Source organism: Photobacterium pectinilyticum, from assembly GCF_024357955.1.
Taxonomy (GTDB): domain Bacteria; phylum Pseudomonadota; class Gammaproteobacteria; order Enterobacterales; family Vibrionaceae; genus Photobacterium; species Photobacterium pectinilyticum.
Map to the genome: position 1 here is coordinate 76,306 of NZ_JANEYT010000010.1, position 20,588 is coordinate 96,893.

General features: G+C 47.3%; 16 protein-coding genes. 4 read left to right on the forward strand and 12 right to left on the reverse strand.

The genetic code is table 11. The features are described from left to right. Positions 1-28: 28 nt before the first annotated feature. The 10 genes from NHN17_RS06650 to metG form a co-directional block, all read right to left on the reverse strand. The gene (locus NHN17_RS06650; protein WP_255041388.1) at positions 29-880 is read right to left on the reverse strand and encodes a hypothetical protein; all 852 of its coding nucleotides are present in this window, start codon (positions 878-880) and stop codon (positions 29-31) included. Between the two features lie 239 nt (positions 881-1,119). Continuing rightward, complete coding sequence (locus tag NHN17_RS06655; protein ID WP_255041389.1) at positions 1,120-2,430, reverse strand: dicarboxylate/amino acid:cation symporter; 1,311 nt, start codon at positions 2,428-2,430, stop codon at positions 1,120-1,122. Positions 2,431-2,993: 563 nt separating this feature from the next. Further along, on the reverse strand, positions 2,994-4,832 hold the full coding sequence (locus tag NHN17_RS06660; protein WP_255041390.1) for a V-type ATP synthase subunit A: 1,839 nt from the start codon (positions 4,830-4,832) through the stop codon (positions 2,994-2,996). 20 nt (positions 4,833-4,852) lie between these two features. Then, positions 4,853-5,533: a DUF2764 family protein gene (locus tag NHN17_RS06665; protein WP_255041391.1), complete on the reverse strand. Its 681-nt coding sequence runs from the start codon at positions 5,531-5,533 to the stop codon at positions 4,853-4,855. Between the two features lie 47 nt (positions 5,534-5,580). Further along, positions 5,581-6,264, reverse strand: a complete 684-nt coding sequence (locus NHN17_RS06670; RefSeq protein WP_255041392.1) for a hypothetical protein — start codon at positions 6,262-6,264, stop codon at positions 5,581-5,583. 10 nt (positions 6,265-6,274) lie between these two features. After that, positions 6,275-6,724: an ATP synthase subunit C gene (locus tag NHN17_RS06675; protein WP_255041393.1), complete on the reverse strand. Its 450-nt coding sequence runs from the start codon at positions 6,722-6,724 to the stop codon at positions 6,275-6,277. Positions 6,725-6,727: 3 nt separating this feature from the next. Continuing rightward, the gene (locus NHN17_RS06680) at positions 6,728-8,533 is read right to left on the reverse strand and encodes a V-type ATP synthase subunit I (protein WP_255041394.1); all 1,806 of its coding nucleotides are present in this window, start codon (positions 8,531-8,533) and stop codon (positions 6,728-6,730) included. Further along, a complete protein-coding gene (locus NHN17_RS06685; protein WP_255041395.1) occupies positions 8,530-9,153 on the reverse strand; it encodes a V-type ATP synthase subunit D in 624 nt (207 codons plus the stop codon). The genes NHN17_RS06680 and NHN17_RS06685 overlap by 4 nt, the downstream gene beginning before the upstream one ends. A gap of 3 nt (positions 9,154-9,156) precedes the next feature. Then, entirely contained in the window at positions 9,157-10,530 is a 1,374-nt protein-coding gene (locus NHN17_RS06690; protein WP_255041396.1) for a V-type ATP synthase subunit B, read from the reverse strand. A gap of 784 nt (positions 10,531-11,314) precedes the next feature. After that, on the reverse strand, positions 11,315-13,390 hold the full coding sequence (metG, locus tag NHN17_RS06695; RefSeq protein WP_255041400.1) for a methionine--tRNA ligase: 2,076 nt from the start codon (positions 13,388-13,390) through the stop codon (positions 11,315-11,317). Between the two features lie 169 nt (positions 13,391-13,559). Between metG and apbC the strand changes: the two genes are divergently transcribed. The 3 genes from apbC to NHN17_RS06710 all read left to right on the forward strand — a co-directional run bounded on the left by apbC (position 13,560) and on the right by NHN17_RS06710 (position 17,855). Further along, positions 13,560-14,657: an iron-sulfur cluster carrier protein ApbC gene (apbC, locus tag NHN17_RS06700; RefSeq protein ID WP_255041401.1), complete on the forward strand. Its 1,098-nt coding sequence runs from the start codon at positions 13,560-13,562 to the stop codon at positions 14,655-14,657. Between the two features lie 206 nt (positions 14,658-14,863). Then, a complete protein-coding gene (gene udk, locus NHN17_RS06705) occupies positions 14,864-15,508 on the forward strand; it encodes a uridine kinase (RefSeq protein ID WP_255041403.1) in 645 nt (214 codons plus the stop codon). A gap of 193 nt (positions 15,509-15,701) precedes the next feature. Beyond that, positions 15,702-17,855 (forward strand): AsmA family protein, encoded by a 2,154-nt coding sequence (locus NHN17_RS06710; RefSeq protein ID WP_255041405.1) that lies wholly within the window; start codon positions 15,702-15,704, stop codon positions 17,853-17,855. Between the two features lie 76 nt (positions 17,856-17,931). Here the strand turns inward: NHN17_RS06710 and NHN17_RS06715 are convergent, their stop codons facing one another. Together NHN17_RS06715 and NHN17_RS06720 are read right to left on the reverse strand one after the other, a co-directional pair. Further along, positions 17,932-18,339: an ester cyclase gene (locus tag NHN17_RS06715; protein WP_255041406.1), complete on the reverse strand. Its 408-nt coding sequence runs from the start codon at positions 18,337-18,339 to the stop codon at positions 17,932-17,934. A gap of 122 nt (positions 18,340-18,461) precedes the next feature. Further along, positions 18,462-18,914, reverse strand: a complete 453-nt coding sequence (locus NHN17_RS06720) for a CBS domain-containing protein (RefSeq protein ID WP_255041410.1) — start codon at positions 18,912-18,914, stop codon at positions 18,462-18,464. Between the two features lie 191 nt (positions 18,915-19,105). Here NHN17_RS06720 and NHN17_RS06725 point away from each other — a divergent pair, with 191 nt between their 5' ends. Next, positions 19,106-20,176 carry a metal-dependent hydrolase gene (locus NHN17_RS06725; protein ID WP_255041412.1) on the forward strand — a complete coding sequence of 357 codons (1,071 nt, stop codon included), beginning with the start codon at positions 19,106-19,108 and terminating at the stop codon, positions 20,174-20,176. Positions 20,177-20,588 lie beyond the last annotated feature (412 nt).

Sequence of the window (20,588 nt, forward strand, 5' to 3'; positions counted from 1 at the left end):
GCTCCTTATCCCCTTCAATTGCCCGGCCTCAAGACCGGGCAATTATTTGAACCACCTTCTTGTCTTCCCTTACCGTCAGTTCTGGCAGTTTAATCGATAATTCATTACCAATATGGGCGAGCACCAAATCAAACAGGTGAAATAGGGTATCTGAGGTTTCCAAAGAGAATTGGTAGAGTTGGTATTTAACCAACTCCTTGTCATGAGCATTCAAATCGATGCTTTCATAATGGCTAAAAAGATTTTCGATGATCAATGGCGGCACTGAAGGTTCATTAGGTAAATGTAACTGTGCCATTCTGCGCTTGAGAATTTGTATATGAAGTCCTAGCTCCCTAGCCATTACGTCGCTGCCCAACTTGTAGTTTTCAATGGCATAACGGAAACGGCTCAAGCTGTCGATGGCATTGAGCATGATGGGCCAAGTGCCTTGGTAGTGTTTGAATAGCTCTTCTTTTTCTGAAGTGATCAAACATTGGGTTAGGGTATCGTCAATGAGGTACAGCACATGACGAATCGCTTTTCCGTGCGTGGATTGATTACGCTGAACGGAATACTTGGGCCATTCATCCAAAATCGTATCGAGCTGTTTATTGAGAATGCGATACATCGGTTTATTGGAGGTTTCCGCTTGGTTGATCAGGCTGTGGGTTAAGGTCTTAATAGCAATGGACTCACTCAGGTTTTGAGTGATTTGTGGTGTTTTTTTCAATGCCTGATGAGATTGGCGTCGATGGAAGCGCAGCAGGTGAATTAACTGACGTAGACCAATGATTTGGTTGAAGCGTCTTTGCAACATATCTCGTTGTTGTTGGGAGCGGATAGTGATAACGCCTAGCACTATGCCAATAAGACAGAGGGTAAGAATAAAATAAAGCATACAGTCTCCCTTCCAATCGCATAAGTTTGATTATGATGAGTAATGCTGCAAACATTATTCCATTGTGGAGCAAATGAAATAAATAATTAATCTATATTATTCATTTATTTATATCTTGATGATGATTCGGTCGTTCTGGCGAGTGCGAAAATGGTGCAGGGCTGATACGTTATGGTGCAAAAAAGCTCCCGATGGGAGCTTTTGATATAGAGGAAAGCTATCTTATTGTCATCGCGTGACTACGAGTTAGAGATAGGGTGCAGGTGGACCTCTTCTTCTTTTTCGCCCGCGTGCGGGTCGTTGAAGCACTCTTCATCTAGTTCGCCTTCCGTTTTAGCTACAATACAGGTTACACAGCTGTCGCCGGTAATATTGACTGCAGTACGGATCATATCAAGCAGGCGGTCAACACCCATGATAATTGCGATACCTTCAACCGGTAAGCCAACTTGATTTAGAACCATTGCAAGCATGATTAGGCCAACGCCTGGTACACCTGCTGTACCTACAGAAGCCAGAGTTGCTGTTGCGATGACCATCAAGTAATCACCCATGGTAAGGTCAATATTGAAAGCCTGTGCAATAAAGGCAGTCGCCACACCTTGCATGATCGCAGTACCATCCATATTGATGGTTGCGCCAAGTGGTACGGTGAATGATGCAATACGGTTTTTAACACCAAGACGTTTGGTTGCCGTTTCCATCGTTACAGGAATGGTCGCATTTGAAGAAGCGGTTGAGAAAGCGAACATGATTGCATCTTCCATTTTCTTCAGGAAGATCTTAGGGCTCAAACCTGTAAACACTTTGAATAGTGTGCCGTATACCACAAAGCCATGCAGCAATAGAGTACAAGATAGAACCAAGAAATAACCAAATAGGTTAAAGATTGCATCAAGGCCAAGACCGGTGAACAATCGCGCCATTAAGAAGAACACACCGAATGGGGCAATGTTCATCAGCAAAGCAACCAGCTTCATGATGACGTCGTTTAAATCAGCAAACACACTTGCAATGCGTTCACCCGGTTTACCCGCGGCACTGATCGCAATACCAAACAAGATTGCAAAGACGATAATTTGCAATGTGTTCCCTTGCGCCATTGAGTTGATTGGGTTGGTTGGGAACATGTTGATGATAACTTGACCCAGAGATGGTGCTTCTTTAGATGCAAAGTTAGAAGCTGCTGCTAGGTCAGCCCCCGCACCTGGCTGGAAGACATTACCCATGACCAGTGCAAGTGTGATGGCTATTGCTGTGGTTGTAATATAGAAAGCAAGTGTCTTACCACCTAAACGACCCAGCGTACTGATATCTTTTAGCGTACTTGTACCACATACCAGCGAAACAAAGACAAGCGGTACAACTAGCATTTGTAAGCTAGCAATAAAAATTGAGCCACCGACATTAAACAGGCCATTCACTATGTATTCGTATACAAATGAAGTTTCAGCAAAAAGTGATCGAATAGCGAAACCTGTCAGGATGCCCATTACCATGCCGAGTACGATGCGGCCGGTCAGGGACATTTTTTTCTTTTGTGCTTGCATGAATAAAACACTCCTTATATTTATTCACTCTGTAAATCTTTCATCAGAGCGCGGAGCAGGTTAACAGCACTTCACGTGTTAAAGCGAAGTAAAATGCTGTTCAATAATCAAAGATCTGTTTTAGATCACACTTTTTCGGGCAGAATGATATTCTGAAAACATGTTTATTAACTGAATTTTAACGCACGGGCTGTTTTTTGAGCGTTTTTTGTGCTGATAAATCGTTTTGACCGAAACGATGCTGAGGTTTGAGCGAGTTTAGCTCTGCTTTTAAAGGGTAGAAAAAGCTCCTATTAACATTCACTTTGGTAGGATTTCGTAGTGTTAGATGCGTGTAAAGCATACGGTGTGAAATTTAAGTTAAACCATCTGCTTTAGAGTGATCATATGGTGATTGATTCTGTCATACGGCGTGTTAGTTGGTGTGATGTATCTGCATGCTGGGCGAATTTGTATTTTTATACCGAAATTATTTTATTGTCACGAGATAGTCGGTATAGCAAACCAGCACTGCTTGCTTACAAATATGCTGGCTGCCATACTTAACTTTTTGTTTTTAATGATTATACTGCCGTGCTGACTGTATCTTCCAACAGCATATCAATACGGGATATATAGTCGTGGTATTCCGCGGTATTGTCTTTTGCGTAATGGAAGTTTCGGAAGTAACGAGTCATGGATGTAAAGTACTTACGTGCTTCCGCTTTGTCAGTGAAGTCGTAATGGGTTCGGATGACATTAACGACTTTGCCGAAGATAAACTGCTGGCGTTCGAAGCTGCATGATGCGTCGACCTCATCAAAGGCATCTTGCTGCAGATAAACCATATCGAGAAACAAGGCTTTCTGATAAACCACGTAGTCCTCCAACGAGATACCTTCCTCACCCGTTACCTGCATCATTTGACCAATGCTGTCTCCGGTAGAGAGTAGTGCTTTCATCTCTTTAACCGTCGGTACCCACTCGGGGCCAAGTTTATCTGCATACCAACCTTCAAGCTGATCAAGATAGCGAGACCAAGAAATTAGGGGATCGATAGCCGGATAGAAGCGTTTATAGGCACGTTCATAGGATAGGCCTAGGAAGGTCTTGACTGTACCCAGTGTCGACTGGGTTACCGGCTCTTCGAAGTTACCGCCAGCCGGGGAAACCGAGCCAATCATAGTCAGCGAGCCATCAGTGCCGTTTTCGTTATCGACGACACCACAACGTTCGTAGACCCCTTTGATAGCCGAGTCCATATAAGCCGGGAACCCTTCTTCACCGGGGATCTCTTCCAATCGGTTGGATGTTTCGCGCATCGCTTGCGCCCAGCGGGACGTGGAGTCAGCCAGCAACAGCACGTTATAGCCCATTTGGCGGTAATACTCACCCAGAGTAAGACCGGTATAAATAGAGGCTTCACGGGCAGCAACCGGCATGGATGAGGTATTACAGATGATCACGGTGCGATCAATCAGGGTGCCGCCGTGCTTAGGATCGGGTAGGTGAGGGAATTCCTCGATGGTTTCTACTACTTCCCCGGCGCGCTCACCACAGGCCACCACGATAACGATATCTGCATCACAGTGGCGGGAAATCCCGTGCTGAAGGACGGTTTTCCCCGATCCAAATGGTCCTGGCACACAACCGGTTCCTCCACGGGCAATAGGGAAGAAGGTATCAATGGTTCGAGTGGTGGTAACCAGTGGCTCGTTAGGGAATTTACGTTGAGTTTTTCCACCATTTTTAGTCAAGGTGTTGGCAATAGATTGACGCACCGGCCATTTCTGTACCATGGTTAGGTTGTGCTCTTTACCACGGTTGTCGGTGATGTGGGCTATAACCGTATCAATGGTAAAGCTACCTTCTTGGATCCAGGTTACTTCGACCTCCCCTTTAATATAGAAGGGCACCATAATCTGGTGGGTAAAGCGGCCTTCCTGAACGGTCCCCAGTGATTGGCCGGCGCGGAGTTTGTCGCCTTTTTTGGCGACGGCATTGAAGGCCCAGGTGTCGGCTTTATCTAGGGCATCAACCTGAACACCGCGTTTGAGGAATTTGCCATGGATTTGGGCCAGACGCTCGAGCGGGTTCTGCAACCCATCATATATTTGGGCCAAGATCCCCGGCCCTAAATCCACACTCAGCATTTCTCCGGTCTGGATAATACTGTCACCCACAGCAACACCACGGGTATCTTCGTAAACTTGAATATCGGCAGAGTCGCCTCGCACGCGCAATACTTCGGCCATTAACAGTTCATCAAGGCCATCGGTTTGCTTACGGCTAGGCAGTACATATACCACTTCGTTTTTTATTAACTGGCCGTTATCGCCAACGTTAAGGCGGATGGTCAGTGTGTCGCCAATGACTGCCGTAACGTGGGCAGTCGGCGTTTTATTGATTAATTCCGTGCTCATTGAACAACCTGTTGTCAAAATTAATGCGGTAGCTCACTGGCAAATTCACCCAGTGCACTTTCTACGAGTTGGTCGAATCGCTCGATGGCTATCTCACTGTTGTAAGTTGTCCAGCGAGAAACCAGATTCCAGCGCAATAGGTAAATCACCACGGCTTCAAAGCTAAAGCGCTCTTTGGTACTGATGCGGTCAAGCTGCTCCCAAACGGCTTCGAGCAGGGCCTTTTCAACGTCGAGGCTCTGGTCGTGCTCCATGTAACGAGCAACATCTGGTAGCCACGGAAAGGTGAAATGCAGATTGAAGTAGGGTGCACTCCAGTTGCGGCGGATAAATTCGTAACGGGTGCCGAAACTCCAGCGTGCTCCGGCTGGTGCTTTTTCACCGGCTTTTTTGCGTCGAAGTGCTGCAACCACACTTCGCATATCCAAACGCCAATCAATGAGCTCCCGAAGTACTTGGCTCTTTACTTCGCTTCGTACCCAAGTGGCAAACTTGATCAGCTCGGCATCATCGGCATCATTGTTGGTGCGATCCCAGTGCATGATTTGCTCAATCATGTTGAGATGCTTGCGTTCATCAAATGACAAGGCGCTTAGCCGTCGCTCTAGCTGGTAACGTGAAATCGGCGTGATTTTACTGTCAAACAGAGAGTCGATATGCGGCAGTGACGTCAACAAGCCATGATATGCTTTATCAGACATATACGTTCCTTGTTAAAGCAGAGACAGGGCAAACCTGCCTCTTGCACTTATTTGACGATACCTTCCAACAACGCGCGGAAACGTGGTTGGAGGTGGTTAAGCATCATCTGAGTGACGGTTTCATCCGACAGTGCCACTTCGATATCTTTGTCTTTCAGGCGGAACACAACGGCATTTTTGTTATCTTCGCTGACATTGAAAGTGACACCTTCGCGAAGCATTTCAGCGGCTTGCGCCACAGCAAAGTGGATCAATGTCCCTTCCTTGAGCTCTTCAGGGTTGGCACTGAGATCATTTACACCCACTACTCGGGTTGGCAAGATAACCTCAACCGGTTCATCGGAATTGACGGCATTGCGACCTGCAACTTCAAGGATCATCTGCTGCAACAGCTTTTCATCTGTCAACTGGGTACCAACTGTCGCTTGGATCTGCTTGGAAAACTCATCTTGTAGGAAAGCTTTTAGCTCCAAAATGGCATTACGATTTGCCATTTCAAAGGCTTGTTTTCCCGCAGTTGAGATGAAGTCCGCTTCTTTACGCGCATTGCCCAGAATAAGGCCTGCCTTGTCGCGCGCTTCGGCGACAATTGTCGATGCTTCTTCACGCGCCTCGGCAATGATTTGATCTGCTGCTTTTTTTCCGGCCTCCACACCTTCTTGGCGTAGGGTGTCGACCAGTTGCTTGATCCCTGTCGAAACAGGTGTTGTATTTTGATTTTCTACTGGCATGGTCTGTTCCTTATGCACCGATGTTGGCACCCATCACTAGCGCAAAGACGAAAGCAAAGACTGAGAACCCTTCAACAATTGCTGCTGGAGCAATAGACAGGCCGAATACTTCAGGCTTGTTTTTTGACGCGTTAATTGCGGCTGAAACCGCTTGTCCCTGATAAACAGCTGAGAAAAGCAAAGCGAAACCTGTCATCAGACCGACACCGAATAAGCCGCCTGCTGTCTCAGCGTTAACACCAATCGCTGACAGGGAGAACATGATTACGATACCGTAGATAACCTGTGAGGAAGGCATCGCTGATAGGCCAATGTATTTACCATAGCCAGACTCGACATCTAACATGGCGCCACATGCGGCCTGACCGGCTACCGAACAGCCGATCGCTGAACCGATAGCACCTAGAGCAACAGGGGCGAATGCGCCTAACCAACCAAGTGCAATAACAAATTGTTCCATGTTTTAATCCTCTTTCTTCCGAAAAGCTCTGAATGGGTATCCTTCGTCGGATAGACCCCAGTTAACAAATTCAATTACATTCAAGCGCATACCGTGTACCACGCCGCTCATGACACAGAGCGCGAAGTTCAGGATATGGCCAAGCAGTAAGATCAGGCCGGCAAAAAGCACCCCTGAAACGGGTTGTGCTTCAACAACTTGACCTGCTAGTGAGTTAAATGTCATTGCCAGCGAAGCACCGGATAAGCCCAGTGCAAACAAGCGCATGTAGCTTAAGATGTCACCGAAGGCACTGGTGATGTTGTAAATCGCCTTGGCACCGTCGAGAACGCGAAGGGCCAGATCTTTGCGGCTGTTGATGGGGCGGTCACTGCTGTAAACACAAACAAGACCGGCACCACCTAGCATCAGTAATCCGCCCAAACCTTTACCGAACCAGCTCCAGATGGCACCGGTAACGCCAAACCAGAGCAACATGCCACCGAACATCAGGGCCGCCCAGCCAAGTGGTGCAAAGGCCCGTTTTTGTGAGCGGTTGATGTAGGCGGTCATCGTGTTGGCAATGATCAGGTGCATAACACCGATAAAGACTGAAAGTCTCATCATGGCGCCATAATCGTTCATGTCTATGATGTTGAAAAATCCCCAGAAACTGCCTTCACTTGGTGACATACCAAAGTAGCTGCCAGCGAGTACACCCCAGAAAATCCCCAATCCAGACATGAATAGGCCCATATTCTTCAGTCGTTTGCCTTCTTCAGAGGCATCGAACTTGTCACGGAAGAACAAGATGATCAGGCCGAGAATGGCGCTGTACATGGCATCATTCATGATCATGGCGAAGAACAATGAGAACGAATAGAACACCAGGTTGCCCGGATCCCAGGCGCGATAGTTAGGGGTTTGGAAAAAGCCCATCGCCTCTGCGCCACCACCGGTTAACTCGGAGTTTTCCAGTAGGGTAGGTGGTTGGTCATCGGCTTTGGGATCTTCAAACAGCACCGCGGAGCCATAAACGTTGGCCAGTTCGATAACTGCATCTTGGGTATCGGCAGGCATCCAACCTTGGATCAGGAAGAATTCACCTTCATCTTGCACCCCTGACGAGGCCAATAGTAATTCAGCGTGATCCTGACTGGCAGCCAGTGATTGGCTCAGCGGGTAGATCCAGCGGGTTAATGCTTCGCGCTCTGCCAGTAAGTCCTCTAGATGCTGCTCGGCAATCTCAAGGTGCTCTTCAACGAGAGAAAGGCTATTCCCCCCGATGTGCGAACGATCAACAGGTAGCAAGGCCGGGTCGGGTTCAGACTCAGACACAATCACCACGTAAGCGTTTTTCTGATCACGGTGTACCTCTTGCCAAGGTAGGTCTACGGCTGACATCGCGGTGAGTTTTTTCAGTGGCAATAGGTAAAACCAGAATCGCAAGTTGTTGATTGTACATATATCTGGTAGTTCGAATTCCCCCCATGGGCGTAACAGTTGCAGGCGTTCCTTGAGCAAGTCACGTTTGTCTTGCTGCTGGCGGATATGCCGTTTGTTCTCGAGAATTTGCGCAACCAATTCATCGACATCAACCAGATCCTTGTCCCTGACCGGACGGCGCCTGCGCTCGACACGACTCAACCATGCCAACGCTTCGCTGGCATCAGTGGGTTGCTGCATGGCGATAGCATGGTTGCTGTCGCCATCGCTCTGACTTAACGGAATAAGGTGCATGCAGCCCAAAGCCTGCAGCGCCATCAGGATTTCGTCTCGGCGAGAGGCTTGGCCACCGAGCGTTAAGCGTTTTAACTGTTTGATACTCATGATTGGCCTCCCTGCGTTTTATCTTGTTGCGCCAACACTTTTTGTTTCGATAGTTTGGCGTTCATTACCGCAGCACGCTCTTGATCCGATAGATAGATACCAATCCGCTTGATACTTTCTTGGGTATCAGGGATCAGGACCTTCGAGAACAGGTTTACGCGCTGGCTTGTAATTCGCGTGGCTTCACTGATTAATTCGTAGCGTTGCTGGTACACGGCCAGTTCAATACGCAGGCGAACCATTTCTTTCAGTTGACGTACCACACTATCGACCCAGTGTGGGCGCGCGAGATAACTGTATGGGGTCAGTTCGACATCGACTGATTCGACGATCGGGACCCGGCAGCCAACAATATTCTGGGTGGCAAGCTTAACGTCTGTCACCTTGACCAGGTTATTGACGTTAATTTCTTTGCAAGCAAGCATGGGAATGGCTTCCTCAACCAGTGCACGTAATTCTACGACACGCTGCTTGGCTTGCTCCAAGGCCTGCTCGGCTTTATTTCGCTCCAGCATCAGTTGTTGACGTTTCAGTTCCAACGCAGGCAGGTAGCGGTTGTAGGTTTTTAAACTCCGCTTTTGCTTGTTCAGCGAGCTTTTGTTAAGTGCTACCTTTGCCATGAATTACCCCTCTGTAGTTTCTGCTTCCAGATCCAACTGCTCTGGGAAAGGCCAGTACATTTCCAGTAAGCTGTCTTTGATCAGGGTTTCTTCTGGGTCAAAACACTCAGCAAGGATCTTCCAGCTGAAGTCCAAAGCATCTTCCAAGCTCATATCAACATCCAGTGTCATGAAGTTGTCTTTGAAGTACTTGCCAAATTTCAAGGTTTTCTTGTCGTACTCCGACAGTTCAAATGCCATTGCTTGTTTCTGCTGGGCTTCCACAGAATCGGAGTAGAAACGGATCATTACACTCATGATGGCGCTATGATCTTCACGGGTTTCTTTACCTACCACCATTTGCTTTAGACGTGACAGGGAGCCGAATGGGTCAAGTACACCTTCGTGAAGGTAGAACTGACCTTCGGTGATATAGCCAGTGTTATCCGGTACTGGGTGGGTAACATCATTGCCCGGCATGGTCGTAACAGCGAGTAAGGTGACTGAGCCTGCCCCTTTGTAATCACAGGCTTTTTCGTATCGCTTGGCAAGTTGCGAGTACAGATCCCCCATGTAGCCGCGGTTGGCTGGTATCTTGTCCATTGCGACACCAATTTCCTTCATCGCATCGGCGTAGGAGGTCATGTCGGTCAGCAGTACCAATACTTTCTTACTTTCATCGACGGCGAAGTGCTCGGCAACAGATAGTGCCATGTCCGGAGCCAGCAAACGCTCAACGGTAGGATCCGAGGCTTGGTTGACAAACATCACGGTACGCGATGATACGCCCGCTTCCTCAAATTGGGTTTTGAAGAAATGGTAGTCATCATAAATGAGACCCATTCCCGCAAAGACCACCACATCAGCTTCGGCTTGAATAGCTATACGGGCAAGGAATTTGTTGTACGGCTCACCGGCAACCGAGAAGATTGGGATCTTCTGTGATTCAACCAAAGTGTTGAATACATCGATCATCGGGACATTGGTACGCACCATGCGTGAAGCAAGTGTTCTACGAACCGGGTTAACCGAAGGGCCATCTATTTCGACCTTGGGATCGGTTTCTAGCTCTGGGCCGTGGTCAATTGGTTGTCCAGCACCGTCAAAGATACGGCCAAGGATATTGGGCGAATAAGTGACCTGCATCGGCTGGTCAAGAAAGCAAACGGCGGCATTGGTTGATAAACCTTTACAGCCAGCAAAGACTTGAAGGGACACTTCTTCGTTGTCGATTTTGATGATTTGAGCAAGCGAGTAGTTTTCACCGTTTTGCTCAATCATCGCAAGATCGCCGTATTTGGCCTTCGAATTGTTTGAGGAGAGGTTGGGTACTTCGACCCTGATCAAATCACCAACAATGCTGAGTATGTTGGTATAACGTAATAGACTCTGTGGCATCACAATACCTTGATAACTGCCTGAGGGATGAGTGTTTAAATGATGAGGGTTAGCCCTGCTCATTTTCGACCCGCTTTTGAACAGCTTGCCTATTCAAGACAAGGATTCATTCAAAGCACAATTCCTAAGGTTATGCGGATGTAGTCTATTTGGTACTAATGTGTTGTTTCAGTTGGTTTCTGATTGTAACAAATGATTTCCATCACATCGGGAAAATCGAATTCATGCATCGGATTTATCGTTGGTATAATCGTAGAAATAATTAGTTGATGATATGGTTTTAATTGTTAATTGGTTGATTTTTAATTGTTTCTACATTAAAGCGCAGAAAGGTGCGATATTGAGTTTATTTTATTTCTGCGAGTTGTCCGGCAAACTTAAAAATTGAAAAATAAGTTATCGTCAATATTGTGCCCTTTAACACATGTAAAAAAAGTAAATGAAATGGATGTAAATGAAACCATGTATCTGGCGGTTTTTTGAACAAGGTGGCGTGAGTTTATTAGTGCAGTGTTTGATAATTGCTTTGAGAAGTGATTAATACCAACCTACATAAGTATTTGATCAATCTTGCTGGTTAAAATCGCTGTTAGCTGCGTTAGAGGTTTTGTAATTAGAGCCACTAGTTACTGCAACCTCCGCCTTGATAACAACAATTTTTCCTGTGCAATCTATAGATAACTACTTATCCAGATTGGTATAAGGAGTAGAGAGCCCGTCAGCGAATAAAAAAACCAGCTCAATTGAGCTGGTTTCGTTTTTGGTTTCCACCAAGGCTGGCGTATTACATTACGCGCATGCCTGGCTGTGCACCTTCGTGTGGTTCAAGGATCCAGAGATCTTGTCCACCAGGGCCCGCTGCCAGCACCATACCTTCAGACATGCCGAACTTCATCTTGCGCGGCTTCAGGTTGGCCACCATTACGGTGTGCTTGCCAATCAGATCTTCTGGGCTGTAAGCCGATTTGATACCTGCAAATACCTGGCGAGTTTCACCGCCTAGGTCAAGCTCAAGTTTCAGCAGTTTGTTAGCCTTAGGTACAGCTTCACACGAAACGATCTTAGCAATACGCAGGTCAACTTTAGCAAAATCATCGAATTCGATTTCGTCTGCAATTGGCTCTTTGCTTAGTTCGGTTTCAGTCTTTGCTGCTTCTGCTTCTGCTTCTGCTTCTGCTTCAGCTTTCTCTTTTGCTGCCGCTTCTGCTGCTGCATCCGCTTTTGAAGATTCAACCATAGCTTCAACTTTTTTAGCATCGATACGGTTGAATAGCGCCTTGAACTTAGTCACTTCGTGACCAGTCAGTGGCTGGGCAATACCTTCCCAAGTCAGGGTTTCGTTTAGGAAGCCCTCTGTACGTTCAGCAAGCTGAGGCATAACCGGCTTCAGGTAAGCCATCAGAACGCGGAACAGGTTGATACCGACAGAGCAGATTTCCTGTAGTTCCTGATCTTTACCTTCCTGCTTAGCGACAACCCAAGGGGCTTTTTCGTCAACGTACTGGTTCGCTTTGTCAGCCAGGGCTGTGATTTCACGAATAGCACGGCTAAATTCACGGGTTTCGTATAGCTCGGCGATACGATCTGCTGCAGCAACGAACTCGGCGTATAGCTCAGGCTCAGCGAAATTGTCAGACAGCTTGCCTTCGAAGCGCTTAGCGATGAAGCCAGCGTTACGAGATGCGAGGTTAACAATCTTGTTCACCACATCGCTGTTTACGCGCTGGGTGAAGTCTTCAAGGTTAAGATCCAAGTCATCGATACGGCTGTTTAGCTTCGCTGCGTAGTAGTAGCGTAGGCATTCAGGGTCTAGGTGCTCTAGGTAAGTACCTGCTTTGATGAAGGTACCTTTAGACTTAGACATCTTCGCGCCGTTTACTGTTACGTAGCCGTGGACGAATACGTTATCAGGTTTACGGAAACCTGCACCTTCCAGCATGGCTGGCCAGAATAGGCTGTGGAAGTATACGATGTCTTTACCGATGAAGTGGTAAAGCTCGGTTGAGCTGTCTTTGTTCCAGAACTCATCGAAGTCTAGATCGTCACGCTTGTCACATAGGTTCTTGAATGAGCCCATGTAACCAATAGGTGCGTCTAGCCATACATAGAAGTATTTACCAGTCTCGCCAGGGATCTCAAAGCCGAAGTAAGGCGCGTCACGTGAGATGTCCCACTGCTGCAGGCCAGACTCGAACCATTCCTGCATCTTGTTGGCCGTTTCATCCTGAAGGGCACCAGACTTAGTCCACGCTTTCAGCATGTCTTCGAACTGAGGCAGGTCGAAGAAGAAGTGCTCAGAGTCCTTCATAACCGGTGTTGCACCAGAAACCGCAGATTTCGGATTGATCAACTCTGTCGGGCTGTAGGTTTCACCACAGTTGTCACAGTTGTCGCCGTACTGATCTTCAGACTTACATTTAGGACAAGTACCTTTTACGAAACGGTCCGGCAGGAACATTTCTTTCTCAGGGTCAAACAGCTGGGAAATCGTACGGTTGGTGATGTAGCCATTGTCTTTCAACTGGGTGTAGACGAACGACGCCAGCTCACGGTTCTCTTCTGAGTGTGTGCTGTGGTAGTTGTCGAAGCTGATATCGAAGCCAGCAAAGTCAGCCTGGTGCTCTTTGCTCACTTCGGCAATCATCTGCTCAGGATCCATACCCATCTGCTGGGCCTTAAGCATGATTGGAGTACCGTGTGCATCGTCTGCACAGATGAAATGAACTTCGTTGCCGCGAAGGCGCTGATAGCGCACCCAAATATCCGCTTGCACATGCTCAAGCATGTGGCCCAAGTGGATAGAACCGTTAGCGTACGGTAGGGCGCAGGTCACCAGAATTTTTCTTGGATTTGCAGCCATAATGTCTTATTTCGCTCATGATGGGTAATAAAAAACGTAGCTGTAAATACTACCTGATGGATAGCACCTTGCCTAGGAGGATCTGCTGTAAATCACGGTAAAATGGAGCGCTAAATAGGCATAGGTGTTAGGATGTAAAGAAACAATAAATGTGGAGCGCTAAAAGATCATGAGCAGTGACTCAGTAACCCGTTTTGAAAGCGTGGCAGATATTTGCCGTTGGTTGAACCAGTTTGAGCATCCTTGGTTGCATGACGAATGGGCCGAGACGACGAATGTCGTATCGGTGTCGGCTGACGGTAAAATTTCAGTGACTTTTCCGTTTGCTGCTAACCAAGTGGCTGAACTTTTAGAGCAGTGGATCATCAGCCAGCAACAGCTCCACCACCACCATATCGCCAGCGACATCAAATTTGATATTGGGTGTCGTATCGCGCCATTGGCTTCTGGTGACAAGCCGCCGTTAAATGGTGTGAAGAACATTATCGTAGTCAGCTCTGCCAAAGGCGGGGTGGGTAAATCGACCACTTCAGTGAATCTGGCTCTGGGTCTGCAGGCCCAAGGTGCCAAAGTCGGTTTATTGGATGCCGATATTTACGGCCCATCAGTGCCGATGATGCTGGGTACGGTTGATGAGAAGCCTCAGTCATCGGATGGCAAGATGATGATGCCGATTGAGTCTTGTGGCTTGTATACCAACTCGGTGGGGTATTTGGTGCCTGCTGACAGCGCGACCATCTGGCGTGGTCCAATGGCGTCGAAAGCCTTGTCTCAAATCATCGCCGAGACCTGGTGGCCGGATTTGGATTACTTGGTGATTGATATGCCACCGGGTACCGGTGATATCCAATTGACATTGGCCCAACAAATTCCGGTGACGGGTGCGGTAGTGGTGACCACCCCGCAAGACTTGGCGTTGGCTGATGCAATAAAGGGTGTCAGTATGTTTAACAAGGTTGATGTGCCGGTGTTAGGTGTGGTTGAGAACATGAGTTACCACATTTGTAGTCATTGTGGTCATCATGAGCCGATCTTCGGTACCGGTGGTGCTGAACGCATGGCACAGGAATATGCCGTACCGCTGCTGGCACAATTGCCTTTGCATATCAAAATCCGTGAAGATATCGATAATGGTAAGCCTACAGTAGCTGCGTCACCTGATTCAGAGCAGGCTCAGGCTTACATTCAGTTGGCCGGCTCTGTTGCCAGCCGTTTGTATTGGCAAGGTACGCCAGTAGCCGAGCAGATCACAATTCGTACAATGTAAACCATTGCTTTTGTCAAAGCTGCAGAGTTTCTGAGCAAACGTGGCAGATGCCGCTTTTTTTCTGGCATCTGCCCTTACATCTGCCTATAATCATGCGGTTTATTTATGCCTATTTAAGCCATTTCCCGACACAGTGAGTGATGGGTGATGGTCTGTTTATTACGGTTTGTCCACTACGCCACGTTGTTTTACAGGTGCTTTCTGATATGTCTGAACACTCTCACCAATGCGTTATTATCGGTATTGCAGGTGCCTCTGCATCCGGTAAAAGTCTGATTGCCAGCACAGTTTATAAAGAGCTAAAAGAAAAAGTAGGCGATCATCAGATCGGTGTTATTACGGAAGATTGCTATTACAACGATCAAAGCCACCTAAGCATGGATGAAAGGGTAAAGACCAACTACGACCACCCAAATGCCTTGGATCACGATCTACTTTGTGATCACCTTGAGCAGTTGATCCGCGGTGAAGCGGTGGAAGTTCCTCAGTACAGCTACAGCGAACATACGCGTATGACTGAAACCACGTCGTTGACACCTAAAAAGGTGATCATCCTGGAAGGTATTCTGCTGCTGACTGACCCACGCCTGCGTGACATTATGCATGCAAGTGTCTTCATGGACACACCGCTTGATATCTGTTTGCTTCGCCGTCTACAACGCGATGTTGCTGAGCGCGACCGTACGATGGAATCTGTGCTTGCGCAGTACCAAAAGACGGTACGTCCGATGTTCATGCAGTTCATCGAACCATCGAAGCAATACGCAGACATTATTGTTCCTCGTGGCGGTAAGAACCGTATCGCGATTGACGTACTGAAAGCACACATTGCCAAGTTGCTACGTGCTTAATAGTTCGTTCTGATACTTGATTAGCAATAGGCAGCATTACGCTGCCTATTTTTTTACCTGGAAAAAACATAGCGGCTGTAGGTTGGGTATAGACTTCAATCACTTGAAGTCGTTGGGCTATATGCCACAATGGGATCAGGTAACTTTGGCGCTAGGCTCGTTTGATGAGCATGGATGAAAAGATGGGGATGTAATGAAAAAAATAATAATGGCTTTGCTCGCTGTTGTGGTGATTGCCGTTGTCGGTATTGCTGCCTTGGTGGCACTGGTTGATCCGAATCAGTTTAAGCCGATGATTGCCGAGCAGGTAAAAAAAGCGACTGGACGTGACCTCGTGATTGAAGGCGACATTAGCTGGCGCTTTTTTCCGAGTATCGGATTTGATATTGGCAAGACAGAATTCAAAAACCCGCAAGGATTTGCCGAGCCGAATTTGGCCCAGTTCGATCAAGCTGAACTGTCAGTTTCGGTGATGCCGCTATTTTCCCAGCAGCTAGAAATTGGCAATGTCAGTTTGCTGGGCGGGCGAGTCTTTATTCAAACTCTCGAAAATGGTGTCAGTAACCTTGATGGTTTATCGGGTCAAGAAGCTACCGAGCCTGCTGCAGAGTCAACAGGAACACCGGCAGAGCCGCCATCTGTAAGCGAACCGGCACCGGCAGCTGAACAGCAAGCTTGGCAGATCAGCTTGGCGGGGGTTGAAATCAGCAATGCCAGTGCGCTTATCATTGATGATAAAGCGGGCAGCCAAACGGAAGTCGATCGACTTGATTTCACTTTGGATCAATTTGCCCCAGGAGAATGGACGGCAGCCCAGTTTAATATCGCAGGTAGTGCCGCAGAATTGGGCTTCAGTGCTGAAGGACAAACGGAGCTACTGATTGCCGAGAAGCTAGATGGTGCCGAGATTAAAGCGCTGTCGTTAAAAGCAAGTGCCAAAGATGCGGTTAATGATATCCGCAATGCGACGATTTCGCTTGATAGCTTTAAGCTGGGTGATTGGTCAACGATTGAGTTCGCTATTGACGGTGAAATACCAGATCTGAGTTTCAGTACTAAAGGCTCTACGCAGTTGATGGTCGATGATGCGATCAAGCTTATTAGCTTGAAAGGTGCCAAGCTTAATGCCGATCTTAAAGGGGCCAGTTTGCCACGGCCTGAAATGAAGGTTGGCCTAGAAGCTGATGCTAAATACAACCTGGAGAAAGGGTTGGCTGAATTAACGACGCTGAAAGCCGCCATTGATGAGCTGGCTTTGAAAGGTAATGCCTCTTTCCAATCGGCTGATACTCCGGTGATCCGCTTTGATTTGTCGTCTGACAATATAGATGTCGATGCTTTCCTTGGTACAGGGAATGAGAGTGCCTCATCTAAGCAAGGTGACGATTCGAACCAAGCTGGCACTGCCGGAGCGAATACGGGTGCGGCGAGTGAGAAGGAAACAGACCAAGAGCCTGATCTGAGTGTGCTGAAAACACTCGATCTGGCCGGTAAACTTGCTGTTGGCCAGTTCAAAGCCGCTAATGCTCATATGAGTGATGTGACGCTGGCGATGACGGTGAAAAATGGTGTGTTTGATCTGAGCGGTCTTGATGCCAAGCTTTATCAAGGTACAATTCATACCACAGCCAAAATCGATGCTAACGGTAAGCTGCCAACCTACCGTGTAACCAAGAAGATCAAAGGCGTACAAGTTCAACCTTTGCTGGTGGATGTAGCGCAAAATGATACCCTGGCAGGGAGTGGCGATATCACTGTTAATGTATCGGGTACCGGCCTGGCTGAGAAGCGTATCCGCGAGAATATTACCGGTACAATCGATATCCGTTTTGCCGACGGGGCAATTTACGGCGTCAATATTCCAGAAATGATCCGTGAAGCCCGTGCGACGCTTAAAGGCCAGAAAGCAGAATACGTTAAGGAAGAGAAGAAAACGGACTTCTCGGCGATGACTGCAACCATCAAACTGGGTAATGGTGTTGCTTCAACCAGCAACCTTGATATCGACTCACCACTGATCCGTATCAATGGTGACGGCTCGACCAGCTTGGTTAATGAAACGATTGATTTTTCGGTAAACACTTCCGTTGTTGCCACCAGTAAAGGGCAGGGGGGGAAAGAGATTGATGAGGTTGCTGATCTCACCGTGCCTATTGATGTTAAAGGCAACTGGAGTGAGCCGACATTCTCGCTCAATATTGCCCAGTTGCTTAAGCAGAACAATGAGCTTGAGCAGAAGGCGCAGCGCGAAGTTGAACGTGGGCTAGAGAAGTTGCTAGGTGATAAGGCCAAGGACGACGATATCAAGAAGGCAGCGGATAAGCTGCTGAAGGGCCTGTTTAATTAACACTTAATGTCGCAAGTGACAATGTTACTAAGTAAGAAGGAGGGCAATAGCTCTCCTTCTTTCATTTTATGGCAAGTTATACTGCTCCTAGTTGCTGAAGCATGCCCATTTGATCCCATTGCTCCCACCGCTCAATAACCTGGCCATCAACAACATGGTCTAGAATTAGCCCTTCAAACTGCACTTTTTCACCGGATGGACTTATATCGCCAAGCGAGCCGGTATGCGTCCCAGTGGCTGTCCAGCGCGTTGCTACTTTGTCACCAGATACAATCTGATCATCAACGGTCAGGTGCAAATCTGGAAAAGCTCGTAATAATCCACTGACCAACTCTTTGAATTCTGTTACTGATAGGCTGGGGCTTGGCGCACCCGCCATGTGAATAACACTGTTGGCAGCGAAGGCTTCATCAGCGCCTGAGACATCACCTCTGTTTAGCCCATCAATCCATACTTGCTCGTACTTGGTAATTGCTAAGGTCATCGCTATATACTCATGAAGGAGTTCATAGGTAAAGATAGACGATATATCTGAGTAGGCTTTGTTAGGCAGGGTTAAATGTTTATCAGTAGCCCTACAGTTGGGTAGGGCTATGATTATTTAGTTTAAGCTAACTGCTTCTTCTTTTTTGAGGATTTCTGGCTCTCCAGAATATCCTGGAAGGCTTTTAGCAGATCGATGGCCGACAGCATCCCGACCAATTGTCCCGTTTTATCCAGCACCGGTGCGGCGCCAACCTGGAAATCCAATACTGTTCCGATGGCTTTGGTGAGGGTGTCGTAGGTTCGTACATGCACAATATCTCGGATCATGACATCGTTGATATGCCATTCATCCGTTAGGTGATATTCATGACCGATCTCTGGGGATTCATCAACCCAGCCCGGGCGGCGTAATTCTCTGTCACTCACGATACCGACGAGCGCTCCTTCATCATTTACAACGGGTAAGTGACGGATATTTTCATCGCGCATCAAGAAGAAGGCTTCTCTTAGGCCAGTGTCAGGTGAGATTGTGATGACTTTGCGGGTCATGTATTCAGAGACTTTTGTTGGCATTGCATCTTCCTTTTATTCAAAGTTGATGGGTGTTGCCTGATTTACCGTAGCGAATATTGCGCAGCTGATCTGCGAGCCATCCCCAGTTTTTTATCAGAGATGTTTCAATAAAAAAACATAATAGTAATAAATTGCGTGTCGAATATTAGCTCTGTTAAGGTAGCAACTTCAAAAATGAAGAAGGAATAGTTGTGGATTCAGTAACACAAGCGGCACTGGGTGCAGCGGTCGCCGGTGCGGTGGCTGGTAGAAGGTGTTCCCCGAAGATTTTGTTGGCAGGTGCCGCTTTGGGCACGCTGCCGGATCTTGATGTCATAATCAGCTATGGTGATCCTGTATCGGATATGGTGAAGCATCGTGGTTTTAGCCATTCGTTGTTTGTTCTCATCCCGTTCTCGTTGCTACTAAGTTGGGGCTGGCAAAAGATGCGGCCAACCCGTTTTAGTCTCGGTCATCTTTGGCTATTGGTGGCAGTTTGTTTGGTGACCCACCCGCTGCTTGACTCTTTTACCGCCTACGGTACCCAGCTGTTTTGGCCAATTAATACTCCAATTGCAACTCCGAGCTTATTCATCATCGATCCGCTCTATACCGTGCCATTACTGTTAGCTGTATTGGCAAGCGTGATATGGCGTGACCGGATGGCAAAACTTTGTAGTGCTGGCTTGGCTGTTTCATCGCTGTATATTGTCTGGTCACTCGTCGCAATGAATACGATTGAAAGTCGGGTTGAACAGCAGTTGGCAGGCACGCCTTTCGCGGGGCAGCCAACGTTTATTACTCCGACCCCGTTGAACACTTTACTATGGCGAGTCGTGGTCAAAGGTGAGCATAGCTACCTCGAAGGCCTGTCATCGATACTTGACGCTGATGTTGAAATTGATTTTTTAGATAAACCGCTAGGCACATGGCCTAAAGGGGTCGTTTCCGAGCACCAACGGATGCTTGAGCATTTCACTGGCGGGTTTATCCGCTATGATCAGCGTCAATCTGAATTAGTTGTATCTGATCTGCGTCTGGGAATGGGGGAGCAGCTCGCTTTCCAATTTGCCCTAGCAGAAAAGAGTAACGAGTGGGTAGCTATCGAGCCTGTACGAGTTGAAAGCCCGAGGGCGAGATTGGCTCAGATCCCGAACCTATGGCTTCGCTTGCTAGGCAGTCAAGATATTGATGCTAACTTATGCCATATTTCTGAATGCCCGCAGCAAGCTGTACCGCTGGTAAGCCGATCAGGGTTACTGCGACCAGTCTTCCCCTGTTAGCCTTTACTGAGAGCTAAGCCAGTGACTAAGGTCGCTGGTTTTTATATATTTATACCAACCTACAAAAATATTTGATCAGTATTGCAAGTTAAAATCGCTGTTCTCTGCGTTAGATATTTTGTAATTAGAGCCACTAGTTACTGCAATGTCTGCCTTGATAACAACGATTTTTCCAGTGCAAATACTTGATCAACTACTTATCCAGGTTGGTATAACTTACGTTTGAATAATTAAATTTATGTAAATTCGGATAAAAAACATTCAACCAAGCATTTAATTGAGTATATAATTATTAAAAAGTGCCTTTATTGGTTGAAGATTAACGGTTTTGATGGTTGATATAACCTAGAGAATGAGAGAAGTAGCAATTAACAGTTTAAAGCGGGTTTTGACGGCGACAGACGTTGAGTCA